The organism is Pseudomonas sp. Au-Pse12 (genome assembly GCF_021341665.1).
Classification (GTDB): Bacteria; Pseudomonadota; Gammaproteobacteria; order Pseudomonadales; family Pseudomonadaceae; genus Aquipseudomonas.
On the sequence record NZ_JAJTTH010000013.1, the window covers coordinates 92,690 to 108,331 of the forward strand.

Consider the following 15,642-nt stretch of genomic DNA (forward strand, 5'->3'; position numbering starts at 1 on the left):
TTTCCCCTCGGCGCCGACCTTTGCGGCGCCACTGGGTGATAACAGGAGGATGCTATGTCACCGTTAAACGTGTAACCGCAACGCTTTGCCCCATCGCCACACCTTCGCTTGAACACCTCGAAACACGCTGGTCCCAGCGCTGGCTGGAAGAGGGCACCTACGCCTTCGATCGCAGTGCCTCCCGGGACGCGGTTTACTCCATCGACACACCGCCACCCACGGCCTCCGGCTCGTTGCACGTCGGCCATGTGTTCAGCTACACCCACACCGATATCATCGCGCGCTTCCAACGCATGCGCGGCAAGGCCGTGTTCTATCCCATGGGCTGGGACGACAACGGCTTGCCCACCGAACGCCGGGTCGAGAACTACTACGGCGTGCGCTGCGAGCCCCTGGCGCCTTACCAGCCGCAGTTCCAGCCACCGGCCCAGGTCGCCGAGCGGCGCGCCGACTATGCGCCAATCAGCCGGCGCAACTTTGTCGAACTCTGCCATCAGCTGACTGCTGTCGATGAGCAAGCCTTTCGCCGTTTGTTCATGCACCTGGGCCTGTCGGTGGACTGGGGCCTGACCTACGCCACCATCGATGAGCGTGCGCAACGGGTCAGCCAGCGCGCCTTGCTGCGCAACTACCAGCGCGGCGAGCTCTACAGCCAGCAGGCGCCCTGCCTGTGGGACGTGACCTTCCAGACCGCCGTGGCCCAGGCCGAGCTGGAGGACCGCGAGCTGCCCGGGGCCTATCACGACCTGCGGTTCCAGGGCATCGAGGGGCCGGACCTGAGCATTGCCACCACCCGCCCCGAGTTGCTGGCGGCCTGTGTGGCGCTGGTGGCGCACCCGGACGATCCGCGTTACCAGGGGCGCTTCGGCCAGCACCTGCGCTCGCCGCTGTTCGAGGTCGAGGTGCCGTTGCTGGCCCACGCCCTGGCCGACCCGCAGAAGGGCAGCGGGTTGGCGATGGTCTGTACCTTTGGCGACCTGACCGATGTGCTCTGGTGGCGCGAGCTGCAACTGCCCACTCGCTCGATCATCGGCGCGGACGGTCGGCTGCTGGCTCAGGTTCCCGACTGGCTGGCCACCCCGGCCGCGCGCCAGGCCTATGCAACGCTGGCCGGGCGCAGCCTGCCCCAGGCGCGCAAGACGTTGCTGGCGCTGTTGCGCGAATGCGGCGCCTTGCTTGGCGAGCCGCGGCCGATCCGTCACGCGGTGAAGTTCTTCGAAAAGGGCGACCAGCCCCTGGAGATTGTCGCCACGCGCCAGTGGTACCTGCGCAACGGTGGGCGCAGTGCTGAACTGCGCCAGCAGTTGCTCGGCCGCGGCCAGGCCCTGGAGTGGCATCCGCCGTTCATGCGCAGCCGCTACGAGCACTGGGTCGGCGGCCTCAATGGTGACTGGCTGATCAGCCGCCAGCGGGTCTTCGGCGTGCCGATTCCGTTCTGGTATCCCCTGGATGCCCAGGGCGAAGCGGACTATGACAGGCCGATCCTGGCAGACGAAGCCGCGCTGCCGGTGGACCCGACCCTGGACCCGCCACCGGGCTACCGCCCCGAGCAACGTGGCCAGCCCCATGGCTTTATCGGCGAACGGGACATCATGGACACCTGGGCCACCAGCTCCCTGACCCCGCAGATCGCCGCTGGCTGGGAGGAGGACGACGACCTGTTCGCACGGATCTACCCCATGGACCTGCGTCCCCAGGGCCACGACATCATCCGCACCTGGCTGTTCTCGACCCTGGTGCGCAGCCATTTCGAGGCGGCCGCGGTGCCCTGGAAGCATGTGGCGCTGTCGGGCTGGATCCTCGATCCGGACCGCAAGAAGATGTCCAAGTCACGGGGCAATGTGGTCACGCCCCAAGGGCTGCTGGAGCAATACGGCAGCGATGCCGTGCGCTATTGGGCGGCCCTCGGGCGCCCGGGCAGCGACACCGCCTTCGAAGAGCAGCAGATGAAGATCGGCCGGCGCCTGGCGCTGAAGTTGTTCAACCTGTCGAAGCTGGTATTCGGCGTGCCGGGCGACCCGCACGGGCCGGTCGAGCAGCCGCTGGACCAGGCCATGCTGCAACGCCTGGGAGCGGTCACCGCCGCCGCCGAGGCGGCGCTGGAGGGCTACGACTACAGCAGCGCGCTGATCGGCATCGAGGGCTTCTTCTGGTGGTTCTGCGATGACTATGTCGAGCTGGTCAAGCGCCGCGCCTATCGCCCCGAGGGCCACTCGGCGCGCAATGCCCTGGCGGCGGCCTTGAGCACCCTGCAACGCGTGTTCGCGCCGTTTCTGCCGTTTGTCTGCGAGGAGGTCTGGCGTTGCTGGCAGCCGGGCTCGGTGCACCGGGCCACGTGGCCCGAAGCGCGGGCGGCCGAGGATTTTGTCGAGCCGCTGCTGGAGGCGGTCAGTGCCACGTTGGCCGCCATTCGCAAGGCCAAGTCCGATGCCCGGCAGTCGATGAAGGCCGCGGTGGCGCGCGTCGAGCTGGTGGAGCGCGGGCCGCTGCTGGAATCGCTGCAATGTGCTCGCCAGGACCTGATCGAGGCCGGGCAGGTCGCCAACCTGGTGTTCATTGAAGGCGCGGCGCGCGAGGTGCGGGTCTGGTTGCAGGGTTGAGCTGACGTGAAAGCCCGCCTGCTCGTCGAGCAAAGCTTGGCTTTGCGTTGGCGGGCAGGCGTGGCGGCTGTGGTGCGCGACAGGGTGGTTTCGTCCGGTGCGGGCTCAATGGGCACGCAGCTTCGCGGAGCGGGTGGTGAACCGCGACTTGAGTTTTTCCAGTGTCATTGCCCCAGACAGTTGTTGTTTCAAGGACCGCCACAGGCTTTGGAGGGGCGGCAAGTCGGCTGTCGACGGCTTTTCTGCGGTGATCTGCTGGTACATCCGGACTCTTCGGTGATGGGCGGAATAACCACCCATGGCTGAAACCGTTCCACTTTGAATATGGTCGAGATAAGAGAATATCTTGCGTGGCGATATCAAGCCGATCGAGTAGTTCAATGCGCTCATTCGGTCTTGCAGTTCATAACCCGGGTTGCGCTGGTCCATTTGAAAGTGCAGCCCATGTTGCTTGATCAGGCGAGCGTTCCATAACGTGCAGAAGCTCTTCAAGTGTGTCTCCTTGTAGGGTTTCGGCTCCCGTGCCTGGACCCCGAGGCTGCGCAACCCGCGCCGGGTGTAATGTTTGCCGAAGCGCGAAACCCGTCGCCACGCAGAGCGCAGTACGCCCCGGTCAAGTTGCTCCAGGCAACCGACTGCGGCCACCCTGGGGTGAGCGCCGCACTGCTTGAGCATCACCGAGAAAATACGCGGGTCGTAGATGAAGGTGTCGCTGTGCAGCAGAAACAGATATTCGGTTTCAACCTGCTCCAGAGCCAGGTCGAGCGCCCTGCCGTGGGCAAGGTTGCCGGCCTCGGGGGCACTGGGCTGACGCTCGATCAGCCTGATCCAGTCGAGGCTGCGCAAATAGTCGCTGCTGGCGTCCCGGGAGTCGTTGTCGACCACAAAGACCGTCACGTCCTGGCCTTGCAAGGCTTCTTGCAGAAGTTTCAGGCAGATCCTCGTGAGTTCAAGTGACTTATAGTTGACCAATACAATGCTGTAGTTTGCTTTGGTTGTAAGTTCGCGGCTCATGATCGGTTTGATCTCGAATGATCTGTTCTTGAAGGGGTGATGTGATTCCGCCAGGAACACACTTCTGTCTGTTTAACCTGCAGGCAACTTGAATCAGGCGAAGGCAACTTCCGTCGTTCAGGCAACCGGGGCTTGAATGACCGGCATGCGCTGTAGATTGAGGTTGATTCTGAATGAGGCAATCTTTCAGCCTGTTCCCCGGCAGTTAAATTCTTTGACAGGTTTGTAGCGGGAACGCAGGGGGGCGTGGGGACTCTCGGCGGGCCGCGGCTACTGGGCGGATTGCCGAGCGGCGGCCGCGGTCGCCGCCAGGTGGGTTCTGGCGGCGGGTGGCTGGAGCAGGCTGGGCAGGGCTTGGGGGAGATAGGCCGGTGTCAGGTGTCTTGCCGGTTGCCGATCAGATCGACCCGGCAACCGGGCTGTGCATCGTGCACTTGCAACGTCATGTCGTGCAGGCGGGCCACGGCTGAAACCATGCTCAAACCCAGGCCGTTGCCTGGCGTATGGCGGCTGGACTCGGAGCGATACAGGCGCCGGAAAACGGCTTCGCGCTCCGCCTCCGGTATGCCGGGGCCATGGTCGCGGATGCTCAGGGTGCAGTGGCTGGCGTCCGTCAGCACCCTGACCTCGACCTTGCTGTCATCGGGGGAAAACTTGATCGCGTTATCGATCAGGTTGCAGGTGGCATCGAAGAGCAACTGCGGGTCCCCCAATACATGGCCGGCCCTGCTGCACGGGGTGAACTCCAGGGTCATGCCGCGCTCCTGCGCCAGTGGCTCAAACAGCTCGACGGCATCCGCGCCAATCCTGTTGAGGTCCACGGGCGTAAAATGACTGCGCCTGGCACTGCCTTCTATCTCCGAAATGCGCAACAGCGCCCGGAAGGTCTGCATCAATCCCTTGGCGTCTTCAATCGCGGTATCGATGGCCAGGCAATATTCCTGTTGGCTCAGGTTGCGCCGCTGGGCTCGTTCCAGGCCGGCGATCAAGCGCGTCAGCGGCGTTCGCAGGTCGTGGGCAATGTCGTCGCAGACGCCCTTGACCTCGCTCATCAACCTTTCCAGGGCATCGAGCATGCCATTCACCACGCTGGCGATACGGTCGATATCGTCGTTGTTGCCACGGGTGGGCAAACGCCGGCTGAGGTCCCCCTCGACGATCTTCTTGATCGAGCGGCTGAGCAGGTCCAGGCGCCTGTGGGCCAATACACCGAGGGTGATGGCGCCCAATAGCCCAACCACCAGAAGCAGCGCTCCGCCTGAAACCAGGGCGTTGACCAGCAGCTCGTCGAACTCGCGAATGTCATGGATGTCCTGACCGACAAACAAGGTGCTGCCGTCGTCCAACCGGTGTGCCAGGAAGCGGATCGGGCGATCGTGGCCGTTGCTCTTGTCCCACATGAACTCCGTGGGCCTGTCGTAGCCGCGCAAGGCCGGCAGTTGTTGTACCGGGCCGGTGATGGGGTTGCCGTCGGCGTCGAACAGCGCGTAGGGCAGCCGGCCCTGGGGATCCTGCTGGTTGTGCTGGAGGATTTCCTGGAGCCGCAGGGCCGGAGGTTGCGCCTGCTGCCGCTCGGCTTCACGGTGCAGCGCGGTATCCACTTCGGCAATCAGGTAGCCGGTGGTCTGCCAGTAGATGTAGCCGAACAGGGCGAAGAACGAGCAACCAAACAGGGCGAGGAACAGCAACGCCGTTCGAAAGCTGATGGTGCGGGGGATTTCACTCAGCCGCACGCAGGACATAACCGGACCCCCGAATGGTATGCAGCATCGGCGTGTCACTCTGGCCGTCGATCTTGTGCCGCAGGCGCCCGATATGCACATCGATCACATTGGTGCGTTCGTCATAGCTGTAGTTCCAGACGGCCTCGAACAGCATGGTGCGGGTGACGACCTGGCCGGCGTGCTGCGCCAGGTATTCCAGCAGTGCATATTCCCGGGGCAGCAGCTCGACCACTCTTTCGCCCCGGCGCACGCTGCGCCGCAGCAGGTCGATTTCCAGGTTGCCGATGCGCAGGCGGCTGTCGCGGCCGGCCGCCGCTGCCGGCGCTCGCCGACGGCTCAGGGCATCCAGGCGCGCGGTCAACTCGATGAACTCGAAGGGTTTGGTCAGGTAGTCGTCACCGCCGGCACGAAGACCTCGAACCCGTTCATCCAGGGCACTGAGTGCACTTAGGATCAGCACGGGAGTGGTGATGCCAGAGGCGCGCAATGCGGTCAACATCCCCAGGCCATCCAGGGCGCCGGGAAGCATGCGGTCGAGGACGATGATGTCGAAGGTCTGGCTGATGGCGGTTACCAGGCCGTCACGGCCATTGTCCAGCAGCGTGACCTCGAAGCCATGATCGTGCAGTGCTGCTTCGATCTCCCGAGAGGTGACAGGATCATCTTCGATAACCAGTACGTGAGTCATAGGCGTTGTTCAGGGTTCCGCACTTGAAATATGTGGCCGGCGCAGTTCTGGCTGGCTCGTTGGTGGCATAGTGTGCCCAGCCAATTTTTACACCGGGCTACCGGCAAGATGAAAAAAAGTTTAGTTCAGTGCCTGCGAGGTCAATGTGCGTATTTTGGTGGTTGAGGATGATGCGCGTAGTGCCGCCTACCTGTTGCGCGGGCTGAATGAGAGCGGGCATGTCGTTGATTGCGCCGAAGATGGCCGCGATGGACTGGCCATGGCGCTGGAGGGGATCTATGACGTGTTGATAGTCGACCGGTCGCTCTCCGGAATGGACGGCCTGGCGTTGGTCCGTGAGTTTCGCCGGAGCGATCCCGCCACCCCGATCCTGATGCTCAGCGCCCTGGCTTCGACCCGGCAGCGGGTCGAGGGGTTGCAGGCCGGCTGTGACGACTACCTGGGCAAACCCTACGCATTCATCGAGGTGCTGGCTCGGCTGGATGCCCTAGTCCGCACCCGCGATCAGCCGTCGGGCGCCCAGGGCCTGCTGAGCGTTGGCGATCTGGTTCTCGACTGCGCGACTCGCTCGCTCTCGCGCAAGGGGCGGAGCATTGCGCTGGCCCACCGGGAAACCTTGATCGTGGAAAAACTCATGCGTCATTGTGGCGAAGTCGTGACCCGCTCGATGTTGCTTGAGAGTGCCTGGGACTACGAGTTCGACCCCAATGACAATGTCATCGACAAGCACATCTACCGTCTGCGGCGCAAATTGGAGGAAGGCTTCGGGGCGCCGCTGATCATGACCGTTCCGGGCGCCGGTTATTGCCTCGCTGAAGAAGGCGGGCAGCAGGAGCTCCCATCGAATGCCTAGGGGGGCTTCGCGGGGCTGTTGCCAAGTCGCACTCGGGCTGTCGGGATACCCCGCAACCCAAGTCCAGGGCCTTGAGCCCTTGCAATACCCTGAGCCCCCACCGCCACACTGCGAGTAAGCGACTCTGTTGCTGCGTCCTTGCGACAGTGCTCCAGGCGGCTTGCATGACACTCAAAGCGCATGGCCAAGCGGCTGGCTGCCAATCATCTGCGGAGTAGCGCGGGCTCTCAGTTCGAGCGGGCGGCATCGCTGGAGGCCGCTTTCTGGTTGCTGGCCATGGCCGTTGCGTGTTCAGACTTCTGCTGGGTTGCCACTGCCGAGTCTCTCGCCGCTTCCATCCGCGCCATCACGGTATCGCCACCGCCTTCTGCCATCGCTGCTACAGAGGCACTCATCAGGGTCAGGATCAAAAGGGCTTTCAGGGTATTCATGTTCAGTCTCCAGGATTCTGCTTCAGCCATCGCAGTACTTGCTGGCTTGGGCTCATCCTAGAGCGGGTTGCATTTCACCCACTTCCCCGCCCAATGAACTTTTTGACAGGTCGGCGTATGCCACATCATCCAGGGCTCGGGCCGGTTGATGATGGTCCGCGCCGGGCCCTTCCCCGAGGTGCTGGCGATGCTGGCAAGGTGCCGAGCCTGCCTGGTAAATAAAGTATTCAGCGCTGCGTAAACTCATTACCTTGCACGAGACAGGGCGCTGACTTGGCCAGGAGAGGTTCGTGAGTATCAAAGACAATCCAGAAGACTATGAAGACCTCAAGCGCGCGGTGGCGTTGCTGGAGTCTCCTTCGCTCACTGCGCGGCTGTCCGGTTTGCTCGGCTCGCCGATTGAAAGCGCGGTGAAGGCCTTGCCGGCGGTGGTCTCGAAAAAGATCAATGGCGCGGTGGTGGCTGCGCTGCATACCTCCGCCGACGCGGCGCTGTGGAGCCTGGAAAACACCCCGAAAAGACAGGCCTCGACGCTCTTGCACAAAGTCTATGCCGCCACCTCCGGCGCGGTGGGCGGTGCTTTCGGGTTTGCCGCACTGTTCGTCGAGCTGCCCATTTCCACCACCATCATGATGCGCTCGGTGGCCGATGTGGCCCGTAGCGAAGGCTTCGACCTGGAGGACTTCGCCACCAAGCAGGCGTGCATCGAAGTGTTCGCCATGGGCGGCAACAGCCAGGCCGATGACGCCACCGAGACCGGCTATTACATCACCCGCAGCTTCACTACCCAGGCCATGCAGCAGTTGTCCAAGGAGCTGGCGGCCATCGCCGCGAGGCAAGGCGCCGGGGCGGCCGGCAGGTTGTCGCCGGGGCAGGTGGGCCAGTGGCTGGCGCTGCTGATCGAGAAGGTCGCCAGCCGTTACGGCGTGACCATTTCCAGCAAGTTCGCAGCCCAGGCGGTGCCGGTGATCGGCGCCTTTACCGGCGCCACCATCAATGCGCTGTTCACCGATTTCTACCAGGACATGGCCCGCGGGCATTTCACCGTCAAGCGCCTGGAGCACAAGTACGGCTTTGAGCAGATCAAGGGCGAGTATGCGCAGATCCTGGGCAAGCGGCTGGCAGGCTAGGGCGGGTGTCGATATGAGCGACTTTCCGGTTATGCGTACCTCACGCCTGATCCTCAGGGAACTGTGCCCGACTGATGTTCCGGCGCTGTTCGCGATTCACAGCGATGCCGAGGCCATGCAGTGGTTCGGCACCGACCCCATCACGGATGACCGGCAGGCCGAGCAATTGCTGGCGCTGTTCGCCGGTTGGCGCAGCTTGCCCAACCCGGGCGTTCGCTGGGGCATCGAGCGCCAGTCCGACCCCGGCTTGCTGGGCACCTGTGGCCTGTTCAAATGGAACCGCCAGTGGCGCAGCTGCGCCGTCAGCTTCGAACTGGCGAAACCGGCACAAGGGCAGGGGCTGATGAGCGAGGCGCTGCGCGCCGTGGTGGGCTGGGGCTTCGAGCAGATGGCCCTGAACCGTATCGAGGCCCAGGTGCACCCGCAGAACCTGGCGAGCCTCAGGTTGCTGGAGCGGCTGGGGTTTGTCCGCGAAGGGCTTTCCCGGCAGGCGGGGTATTGGCTGGGAGCTCATCATGACCTGGTGCAGTACGGCTTGTTGAGGGCCGATTGGTCCAGCCCGGCGCCGCTCGCCGCGCGTCTTGTGTAACCCCGTGGCGTGACAATCAAGCGGGTGCTGGCCGCTTCAGCGGTGGCCCGGCGTCGGCGCATTGCTGTCCTCGACGGGCTCCAGGTGGTGGTAGGAGGGAAAGACCTTCCTGTGGCTGATCTGCAAGCCTGTTGGTGGCGCGAGCCCGTGGGTTTTACTGGAGCCCCAGGTCCGACGTTCGCCGCAATAGGTATGCACCACCTCGGAGCTGTCCCAGAACAAGCGCTCCAGCAGGGCTTCGTATTCGGCCAGCCACGAATCTTCGAAGTCATAACTGCCTTTGGGGGCGCAGGCGAAGTGCAGCATATGCCCGTAGTAGCAATGTCCCCGGCTGTTGGGCAGCAGGCTGAAAAGCGCCCTGGTGATCTGCGCCCCGGTCACGGGCAGGCTGTGCAGGACCGCGCGATTGTGCGCTTCGGCGGCCGGTGAAGCGTCAAAACAGTGGATGTATCCATACAGGTTGCCGCTCATGGGGTCAGCTGCCTCTGTTGTCGGTGGGTTGGCGGCATCCGTTGTTGCGGGCCAGCCGATCGATCGCTTGCACGCCCGCGCGCATCTTTTCCACGGCGGAGGCATTGGCCGAATGGATATGAATCTGCGGTGGGCAGAACCCGTGCAACGCCACGGCTTCTTCGATCCACAGGATCACGTCGTAACCGGTGCCGCGCGGGTCATCTCCGAGGTCGTGGTCGAGGCTGATCTGTTCGACGCCACCGGCTTTGAGCAGCGCGATGACTTCGTCCGGCCAGTAGGTGCGAATCCAGCCGGGCGGGGTCTGGCGTTCGTCGTCGAGGTAGATTTTCATGGGCCTGTTTACTCTTTCAGATGCAGTTCAAGCATCGGCGTCGTTCGCGATGACATGATCGCATCGGTCAACGCCTGGTCATTGCAGCCTGCGCCGGAGCGCTAGCAGGAGCGCGTCAGCGGGGCAGAATCCACGCTGTTGCAGCGGATCACCCAGTAAGCCCCCTGGGGGCAGAGCTCGCAGGACTGAATGACAAAACGCTCGGGCTTTCCATCGTTGATCATGCCGTCATGCATGGCGAGCACCAGGGCACAGGCTTGTTGGGCTGAAAGCATCGGTGGGGGCTTTACGCTGAGCGTCCGGATTAATTTTCGACCCGTTGTATAACCCGATAGTGCGCAATAAGCCATCACCACGCTCAAGGTTGCGCAGGATTTTTCCAGCAGTGGATTAGTCCGCCGCAGTTGTGTAGAAACGCTCCATTATTCAATCCGGCACCCGCTGCCAACCCAGGTGGAACCCGATGCGGCCCAACGCCGAACTCCGATTGTTTGCACTGCCGGCATGTGCCGGTCTGGTCTATGCCGTGACCAAGGGCCTGATCAAGGGCTGGAATGGCACGCAGCTGTTTTCCGGGTTTCTGTTTGGCAGCGTGATTGCCATGGTCCTGGGCATTCCCCTGTTGCTGTGGATGGACCGGCGCTGGCCGCAAGCCAGGATGCGCTACCTGTGGCTCGGCCTGATCCTGAGTCTGGTCGCCACCTTGCTGGTGCGCACCTCGTGGACGCAGCTGCTGCTGTTGCCGCTGGCCGGCGGGTTGCTCCTGGGCGGTCTGTACAGCCTGGTGATCCGTGTTATCGACCAGCTGCCGGTGCAGCTTCATGGACGGGCGCGACAAGGGTGGCGGGTTCTGGCCGTGCCGCTGTCAGGGGCGCTGACCCTGGGCGGGGTGGCGGTGACGCTCTATCCGAAGGGCGTGGAAAGCCTGCCGGTTTTCTCGCTCGGGGCGTTGATCGGTGCGTGGATCTCGATGCTGGTCAGCTGGCCGATGCTGTGGCTGGTGGAACGCTTCCTCGCCACCGGCTGGCGCTATGTGATCGGTGGCGGGCTCAGTGGCCTGTTGATCTGGCTGCTGTCCGGGGCCCCGGGACTGTTCGCCGAGTCACTGAAGGGGGCCTCGGGGCTGGACTACTGGATCCCCTTGTTCAACCGTGGGATCTTTCCGTTCCTGCTGCTCGGGCTGCTAGCCGGGGTGCTGTTCTCGCTGCTCAACGGCATGGGCCCGCGGCGCCCCGTGGCCGCTGGCGAGTAATCCGCCGGCGCAGCGCCATTGACCCTCTTTATGCAAGGATCTGCTCGATGAACCTCAGCCCCATCACCCATGTCAGCTTCGACGCCGAAATGCTCTGCCTCGGCTGGGCCGATGGCCTGCACCTGCGGCAGCCGTTGAGTCGCTACCGATTCCTGCAAGAGGCCACGCCCGAGCAGCGGGTGGACTTTCAGATCGAGCACCGAGGGCGTCGGGTGTCCTGGCCGCAGTTGGGAGAGTCGGGTGTCAGCGTCGAGGCCATCGATTGGATCTGGGAGCACCTGTGCAATGAGTCCATGGCGCGCTTGCAGGCCGTGGAGTGGCAGCTCGACCGGTTGCCGGCGGACGATCAAGCCATCGTCGCGCTCTGGCGCCTGGAGGCGGACGGTTACAACGGCGGCTTCCTGCAGTTCTTCTGCAATTGGGGCGAGCAGACCTGTAAGCTGGCGCTGGACACCCTGGCGGCCATCGGTGCGCGCAACACCCGCAGGCTGGTCAGCCGCCAGCGGCAGTTGCTCGGACCTCTTGAACATCACCCGCCACTGCAGCGGCTGTGGGACCTTCCGTCGCTGCTGAGCGACGAGCAGCATGAGTTGATCAGCGGCGAACTGGACGAGCAGCTGTGGTCGGCGATGGAGGAGGTGCCGGCGTTGGCGGTGAAGTATTTTTACCTTGGTTGATGCTCGCTGCGCTGTGTTCTAATGCCGCGCCTCGTACCGGCAAATGGACTTTATCCCGTGTCTGAACCCCGTATTCGCGCGCTCGCGCTGTGTGTCTTCCACCACCAGGGCAAGATCCTGGTCAATCAGTTCGTTGATGCCGACACGCAACAGACGCTGTTCCGGCCGCTGGGCGGCGGTATCGATTTCGGTGAGCACAGTGCCCGGGCGATTGTCCGGGAGGTGCAGGAGGAACTGGGGCAGTCGATCAACAACCTGCGCCTGATCGGCACCCTGGAAAGCCTGTTCAGGTTCGCCGGCAAACCCGGCCATGAAATCGTCCAGGTCTACGACGCGCGCTTCGATGACCCGAGCGTCTACCAGCGCACCCACCTCGATGCCCGGGAAAGCGACGGCGCGCCGTTCGTTGCGTGCTGGCATGGCAGCGCCAGTTTTACCGAGCACACGCCGCTGGTTCCCGCGGGCCTGGGCGAGCTGCTGAAGCAGGCCGGCTTGCTCGACTGAGCGGGCCACGGCCGCGACGGGTTGCAGGTCTGGCTGCAACCATGCTCGACGAAACACCTCGCAACGCATCCCGTGGCTGATCGGCCGCGGCCTATGTCATTCGGCAGATGTGCGCTTGTACCCGCTTCTCGATACTCGAGCCTCCCTGGCACAGCCCGCCGTGGTCACGGCTGGCGGGTTGGCCGTTGTTCGAGTAGTGGAGTGATGCATGCGTAAATTGACCCTTCTGAGTAGCAGCCTGCTGCTGTCGACCCTGGCTGTCTCCACGGCCCAGGCTTTCGAAGCCGGCGACATCATCGTCCGTGCCGGCGCGGTGACGGTGGACCCGCGAGAACGCAGTTCCGCCGTCAAGGTCGATCGCGGCGCCCTGGCCGGCACCAGTCTGGGCGGCAAGGCGAGCCTGGGCAGCGATACCCAATTGGGCCTGAACTTCGCCTACATGCTGACCAACCATCTGGCGGTGGAACTGCTGGCGGCGACTCCCTTTGAACACAGCGTGAGCCTCAGCGGCACCGCCGGCGGTATCGCCGATGGCAAGCTCGGTTCCCTCAAGCACCTGCCACCGACCCTGAGCCTGCTGTACTACCCGATGCACAGCAAATCGGCGTTCCAGCCCTATGTGGGGGCGGGGCTCAACTACACCTGGATCTACGATGAAAAGGTCGGCAGCCGGGCCTCCGCCGCCGGTTTCGACCACCTGCGCGCCGGCAACTCCTGGGGCTGGGCGGCACAGGTGGGCATGGACTACATGCTCACCGAGCGGCTGATGCTCAACGCGCAGCTGCGCTACATCGACATTGATACCGATGCCTATGTGAACAATAGCCAGCTCGGGGTTCGCTCCAAGGTGACTGTGGATGTCGACCCGTTCGTGTACATGGTGGGGTTGGGTTACCGGTTCTAGGCAATGACCCCGGGCGCTGCGTCGAGGCCCAGCGCCCTTTGCCCGGTTTCCGGATTGTTTCAGGGAATGTTTTAGTGACGCCATGGTCGACCCGATATGGCCCTCGCGTGGCCCGTCGGTTGTCGCCTACGAGCCCATGCGCCGGCCACGGTGCGCTGTTCTGTCGCTCAAAGGGCTCAGGGCCGGCGCTGACTCAGGGTCCATGGTGTGTTGGAAGAGTCGATCATGCACTTCATCGCAAGGCTTACCTGCTACGGTTTGATGCTCTATATCGCCCAGCTCCTCGCCGCCGAGCCGCAACCCGCGGTGCAGGCTGCCGCTCAGGACAAGGCCCAGGCGCTGGAGCAGAAGGCCGCGGATAAACAGAGCCCCCAGGCCGAACCCCAGGCCGCGCCCATTACCAGGACCGAGGTCCAGGCCGTGGACCCGGCGGGCCAGGCTCCCCTGGACGACGCCATTACCTGCCTGTCGCGAACCCTCTACTGGGAGGCCAAGGGGGCGGAGCGCGCCGATATGGAAGCCGTGGCCAATGTGGTGTTGAACCGCCTGGGTCATGAAGGTTTTCCCGGGACGGTGTGCGAAGTGGTCAAGCAGGGTTCGGAAAAGAGTCCGTGCCAGTTTTCCTGGTGGTGCGATGGTCGCCCGGACCAGGTGGAAGAGGAGGAGCGCTACCGCGTCGCCAAGGAAATTGCCCGCAAGGCGCTGAACCAGCAACTCCGGGACCGCACCGACGGCGCGCTGTACTTTCATGACCGCAGTGTTGCCCCGGATTGGTCCAGGGCCTACATCAAGACCCGCGAAATCGGCCGTTTCAGTTTCTACAAGCCCAAGGATCTGGCGGCGCGCTAGCGGCGCCGGGTCCGGTGGGTTTCAGCGTGCCTGGCTGTGCTGGCGCAGCCAGCGCTTGCCGAGGGGCGTCAGCCTGTGCCGGATGGATTGGCTGAAGCGTTTTCGGGAAACCTGATGCAGCAGGGTTTCGCACAGCTCGCGATCCAGTGGAAAGCCTTCTTCCAGCCATGTCACGGCGCGTTGCGCCCAGTATTCGGAGTCGGATTCCAGGGCGGTCAGCAGCAACTGGCGCAGCTCGACCGCCTCGGGCAGCGGCTGCCTGATGTCGAGCCCGGCCAACGCATTGGGCAGGTTGGCCGCTACCGACGCATAAGGGCTTTCCAGCAGCGGCAGTAGCCATACGTAGCACAAGTGCTGGCTCATCTGTCGGGCGATCCTTCAGGGCAGGGGCGCGGTTGAACCCGGGGTCAGGGCAACTGCGGATAGTGATCGGTGATGGCATGCCAGCTGGCTTTCATTGCCACGCAGTGGTGCTTCTGCTTGGAGGCCGCGAAGGGCGTATCCAGGGTGGCGATGGCGATTGACACCCACTCGGCGTATTCGCCCCGGGCATCCTGCCAGAATAGCGATGAGCCACAGTGGCAGCAGAACTGGCGCAACACGCCGGGGGAGGACTCATAGCCCTTGAGGGCTGCGCCAGGGTCGCTGATGTGCAGATTCGCTCGCGGCGTGCTGGCGTAGGAGGCAAAGGCCGCGCCATGGCCTTTCTGGCACTTGTGGCAATGGCAGTGGGTGACGGCTTTCAGCGCGGCGGACACTTGATAAGTCACTGCGCCGCACAGGCAACTGCCTTGATGCAGGTTTTGCATGGTCAGGGTTTCCGAAGTTTCAGCTCAGCATTGCCGCAAGTGGACGAACCCTTTATAAAACGCCGGCTGCCTATCGCAGCCGTTGCCCTGGAAGCCCACGCGCAAGGGGCGACATAGTGAGTCAATCGCCGAGCCCCCTCAACACCTCTGTTCGCGGTTTTTTCTTACCCGTCCGGGGGGCATGGCTTTTCATGGCATCGGCAACCCGTATGGCAACCTGTTTGGGCTCGTGCCCAGGGCGGGCATGGACGCTTGGTTGGGCGCTTCGGAAATGCCGGGGCCCAGTAACGCCCCGGGCTGAAGCCGGGCAAAGGAGAGACGCATGATGCAGGCATTGGAAAACCGCATTCCGCCGCCGCTTGTCGCGGTACTGTTCGGGGTGTTGATGGGGCTGTTTTCGCGCGGGTTGCCGGGCTTCGATCCGGATTTGGGCACGCGCCTGCTGTTGGCGCTGCCGCTGGTGATTGCCGGGCTGCTGTTTGTCCTGGCCGGGGGGATTTCCTTTCGCCGGGCCAAGACCACGGTCAACCCGCTGAAACCTGCCAGCGCCTCGGCCCTGGTGACGTCGGGGATCTACCAGTACACGCGCAACCCGATGTACGTCGGCTTTGCCCTGTGGCTGCTGGCCTGGGGCCTGTACCTGGCCTCGCCCCTGGTGTTGCTGGGCGTCCTGGGGTTTGTCCTGTACATGAACCGCTTTCAGATCAACCCCGAAGAGCGGGCGCTGGGGCAGTTGTTTGGGGCTGATTTTGCCGCGTATAGGCAGCGCGTGCGGCGCTGGCTGTGAGCCTCTGCTGAGTCCGAATGCCATCG

Annotated in this window: 19 protein-coding genes; 10 read left to right on the forward strand and 9 right to left on the reverse strand. The window is 63.6% G+C overall.

The genetic code is table 11. The annotated features are described in order from the left end of the window. Positions 1-35 precede the first annotated feature (35 nt). Entirely contained in the window at positions 36-2,600 is a 2,565-nt protein-coding gene (gene valS, locus LXM55_RS28480) for a valine--tRNA ligase (RefSeq protein WP_233323451.1), read from the forward strand. Positions 2,601-2,705: 105 nt separating this feature from the next. On the opposite strand, the gene LXM55_RS28485 is transcribed toward valS, so the two are convergent. The 3 genes from LXM55_RS28485 to LXM55_RS28495 all read right to left on the reverse strand — a co-directional run bounded on the left by LXM55_RS28485 (position 2,706) and on the right by LXM55_RS28495 (position 6,026). Next, positions 2,706-3,614, reverse strand: a complete 909-nt coding sequence (locus LXM55_RS28485) for a glycosyltransferase (RefSeq protein ID WP_233323452.1) — start codon at positions 3,612-3,614, stop codon at positions 2,706-2,708. A 374-nt stretch (positions 3,615-3,988) separates the two neighbouring features. Next, positions 3,989-5,356: a sensor histidine kinase gene (locus LXM55_RS28490; RefSeq protein WP_233323453.1), complete on the reverse strand. Its 1,368-nt coding sequence runs from the start codon at positions 5,354-5,356 to the stop codon at positions 3,989-3,991. Continuing rightward, the gene (locus LXM55_RS28495) at positions 5,334-6,026 is read right to left on the reverse strand and encodes a response regulator transcription factor (RefSeq protein WP_233323454.1); all 693 of its coding nucleotides are present in this window, start codon (positions 6,024-6,026) and stop codon (positions 5,334-5,336) included. Before LXM55_RS28495 ends, LXM55_RS28490 begins: the two co-directional genes overlap by 23 nt. A 145-nt stretch (positions 6,027-6,171) precedes the next feature. Between LXM55_RS28495 and LXM55_RS28500 the strand changes: the two genes are divergently transcribed. After that, positions 6,172-6,879 carry a response regulator transcription factor gene (locus LXM55_RS28500; RefSeq protein WP_233323455.1) on the forward strand — a complete coding sequence of 236 codons (708 nt, stop codon included), beginning with the start codon at positions 6,172-6,174 and terminating at the stop codon, positions 6,877-6,879. A 227-nt stretch (positions 6,880-7,106) separates the two neighbouring features. Here LXM55_RS28500 and LXM55_RS28505 read toward each other — a convergent pair whose 3' ends face one another. Then, positions 7,107-7,310: a co-regulatory protein PtrA N-terminal domain-containing protein gene (locus tag LXM55_RS28505; protein ID WP_233323456.1), complete on the reverse strand. Its 204-nt coding sequence runs from the start codon at positions 7,308-7,310 to the stop codon at positions 7,107-7,109. A 290-nt stretch (positions 7,311-7,600) separates the two neighbouring features. Here LXM55_RS28505 and LXM55_RS28510 point away from each other — a divergent pair, with 290 nt between their 5' ends. Together LXM55_RS28510 and LXM55_RS28515 are read left to right on the forward strand one after the other, a co-directional pair. Further along, positions 7,601-8,440: an EcsC family protein gene (locus tag LXM55_RS28510; RefSeq protein ID WP_233323457.1), complete on the forward strand. Its 840-nt coding sequence runs from the start codon at positions 7,601-7,603 to the stop codon at positions 8,438-8,440. Positions 8,441-8,453: 13 nt separating this feature from the next. Continuing rightward, complete coding sequence (locus tag LXM55_RS28515; RefSeq protein WP_325169925.1) at positions 8,454-9,029, forward strand: GNAT family N-acetyltransferase; 576 nt, start codon at positions 8,454-8,456, stop codon at positions 9,027-9,029. Positions 9,030-9,065: 36 nt separating this feature from the next. On the opposite strand, the gene LXM55_RS28520 is transcribed toward LXM55_RS28515, so the two are convergent. From LXM55_RS28520 to LXM55_RS28530, 3 genes are all read right to left on the reverse strand, one after another. Then, a complete protein-coding gene (locus LXM55_RS28520) occupies positions 9,066-9,500 on the reverse strand; it encodes a hypothetical protein (RefSeq protein ID WP_233323459.1) in 435 nt (144 codons plus the stop codon). 4 nt (positions 9,501-9,504) lie between these two features. Beyond that, positions 9,505-9,834 (reverse strand): cyclic-phosphate processing receiver domain-containing protein, encoded by a 330-nt coding sequence (locus tag LXM55_RS28525; protein ID WP_233323460.1) that lies wholly within the window; start codon positions 9,832-9,834, stop codon positions 9,505-9,507. Positions 9,835-9,935: 101 nt separating this feature from the next. Continuing rightward, positions 9,936-10,109, reverse strand: a complete 174-nt coding sequence (locus LXM55_RS28530; RefSeq protein ID WP_233323461.1) for a hypothetical protein — start codon at positions 10,107-10,109, stop codon at positions 9,936-9,938. Positions 10,110-10,297: 188 nt separating this feature from the next. Here LXM55_RS28530 and LXM55_RS28535 point away from each other — a divergent pair, with 188 nt between their 5' ends. From LXM55_RS28535 to LXM55_RS28555, 5 genes are all read left to right on the forward strand, one after another. Further along, positions 10,298-11,086: a hypothetical protein gene (locus LXM55_RS28535; protein ID WP_233323462.1), complete on the forward strand. Its 789-nt coding sequence runs from the start codon at positions 10,298-10,300 to the stop codon at positions 11,084-11,086. A 47-nt stretch (positions 11,087-11,133) separates the two neighbouring features. Then, positions 11,134-11,763 (forward strand): DMP19 family protein, encoded by a 630-nt coding sequence (locus LXM55_RS28540; protein ID WP_233323463.1) that lies wholly within the window; start codon positions 11,134-11,136, stop codon positions 11,761-11,763. A gap of 57 nt (positions 11,764-11,820) precedes the next feature. Beyond that, a complete protein-coding gene (locus LXM55_RS28545; RefSeq protein WP_233323464.1) occupies positions 11,821-12,267 on the forward strand; it encodes an NUDIX hydrolase in 447 nt (148 codons plus the stop codon). 208 nt (positions 12,268-12,475) lie between these two features. Next, on the forward strand, positions 12,476-13,171 hold the full coding sequence (locus LXM55_RS28550) for an OmpW/AlkL family protein (protein WP_233323465.1): 696 nt from the start codon (positions 12,476-12,478) through the stop codon (positions 13,169-13,171). Positions 13,172-13,432: 261 nt separating this feature from the next. Next, positions 13,433-14,020, forward strand: a complete 588-nt coding sequence (locus LXM55_RS28555) for a cell wall hydrolase (protein ID WP_442799794.1) — start codon at positions 13,433-13,435, stop codon at positions 14,018-14,020. 21 nt (positions 14,021-14,041) lie between these two features. Here LXM55_RS28555 and LXM55_RS28560 read toward each other — a convergent pair whose 3' ends face one another. Further along, complete coding sequence (locus tag LXM55_RS28560) at positions 14,042-14,383, reverse strand: hypothetical protein (RefSeq protein WP_233323467.1); 342 nt, start codon at positions 14,381-14,383, stop codon at positions 14,042-14,044. A 44-nt stretch (positions 14,384-14,427) separates the two neighbouring features. After that, complete coding sequence (locus tag LXM55_RS28565) at positions 14,428-14,829, reverse strand: GFA family protein (protein ID WP_233323468.1); 402 nt, start codon at positions 14,827-14,829, stop codon at positions 14,428-14,430. A gap of 325 nt (positions 14,830-15,154) precedes the next feature. Between LXM55_RS28565 and LXM55_RS28570 the strand changes: the two genes are divergently transcribed. Continuing rightward, complete coding sequence (locus LXM55_RS28570; RefSeq protein WP_233323522.1) at positions 15,155-15,616, forward strand: methyltransferase family protein; 462 nt, start codon at positions 15,155-15,157, stop codon at positions 15,614-15,616. Positions 15,617-15,642: the final 26 nt, after the last annotated feature.

Coding starts and splice junctions, on each gene's coding strand:
- LXM55_RS28535 (WP_233323462.1), top strand. CDS start 10,298: ATGCGGCCCAACGCCGAACTCCGATTGTTTGCACTGCCGGCATGTGCC.
- LXM55_RS28530 (WP_233323461.1), bottom strand. CDS start 10,109: ATGCTTTCAGCCCAACAAGCCTGTGCCCTGGTGCTCGCCATGCATGAC.
- LXM55_RS28495 (WP_233323454.1), bottom strand. CDS start 6,026: ATGACTCACGTACTGGTTATCGAAGATGATCCTGTCACCTCTCGGGAG.
- LXM55_RS28515 (WP_325169925.1), top strand. CDS start 8,454: ATGAGCGACTTTCCGGTTATGCGTACCTCACGCCTGATCCTCAGGGAA.
- LXM55_RS28490 (WP_233323453.1), bottom strand. CDS start 5,356: ATGTCCTGCGTGCGGCTGAGTGAAATCCCCCGCACCATCAGCTTTCGA.
- LXM55_RS28540 (WP_233323463.1), top strand. CDS start 11,134: ATGAACCTCAGCCCCATCACCCATGTCAGCTTCGACGCCGAAATGCTC.
- LXM55_RS28555 (WP_442799794.1), top strand. CDS start 13,433: ATGCTCTATATCGCCCAGCTCCTCGCCGCCGAGCCGCAACCCGCGGTG.
- LXM55_RS28550 (WP_233323465.1), top strand. CDS start 12,476: ATGCGTAAATTGACCCTTCTGAGTAGCAGCCTGCTGCTGTCGACCCTG.
- LXM55_RS28505 (WP_233323456.1), bottom strand. CDS start 7,310: ATGAATACCCTGAAAGCCCTTTTGATCCTGACCCTGATGAGTGCCTCT.
- LXM55_RS28525 (WP_233323460.1), bottom strand. CDS start 9,834: ATGAAAATCTACCTCGACGACGAACGCCAGACCCCGCCCGGCTGGATT.
- LXM55_RS28560 (WP_233323467.1), bottom strand. CDS start 14,383: ATGAGCCAGCACTTGTGCTACGTATGGCTACTGCCGCTGCTGGAAAGC.
- LXM55_RS28520 (WP_233323459.1), bottom strand. CDS start 9,500: ATGAGCGGCAACCTGTATGGATACATCCACTGTTTTGACGCTTCACCG.
- LXM55_RS28565 (WP_233323468.1), bottom strand. CDS start 14,829: ATGCAAAACCTGCATCAAGGCAGTTGCCTGTGCGGCGCAGTGACTTAT.
- LXM55_RS28485 (WP_233323452.1), bottom strand. CDS start 3,614: ATGAGCCGCGAACTTACAACCAAAGCAAACTACAGCATTGTATTGGTC.
- LXM55_RS28570 (WP_233323522.1), top strand. CDS start 15,155: ATGCAGGCATTGGAAAACCGCATTCCGCCGCCGCTTGTCGCGGTACTG.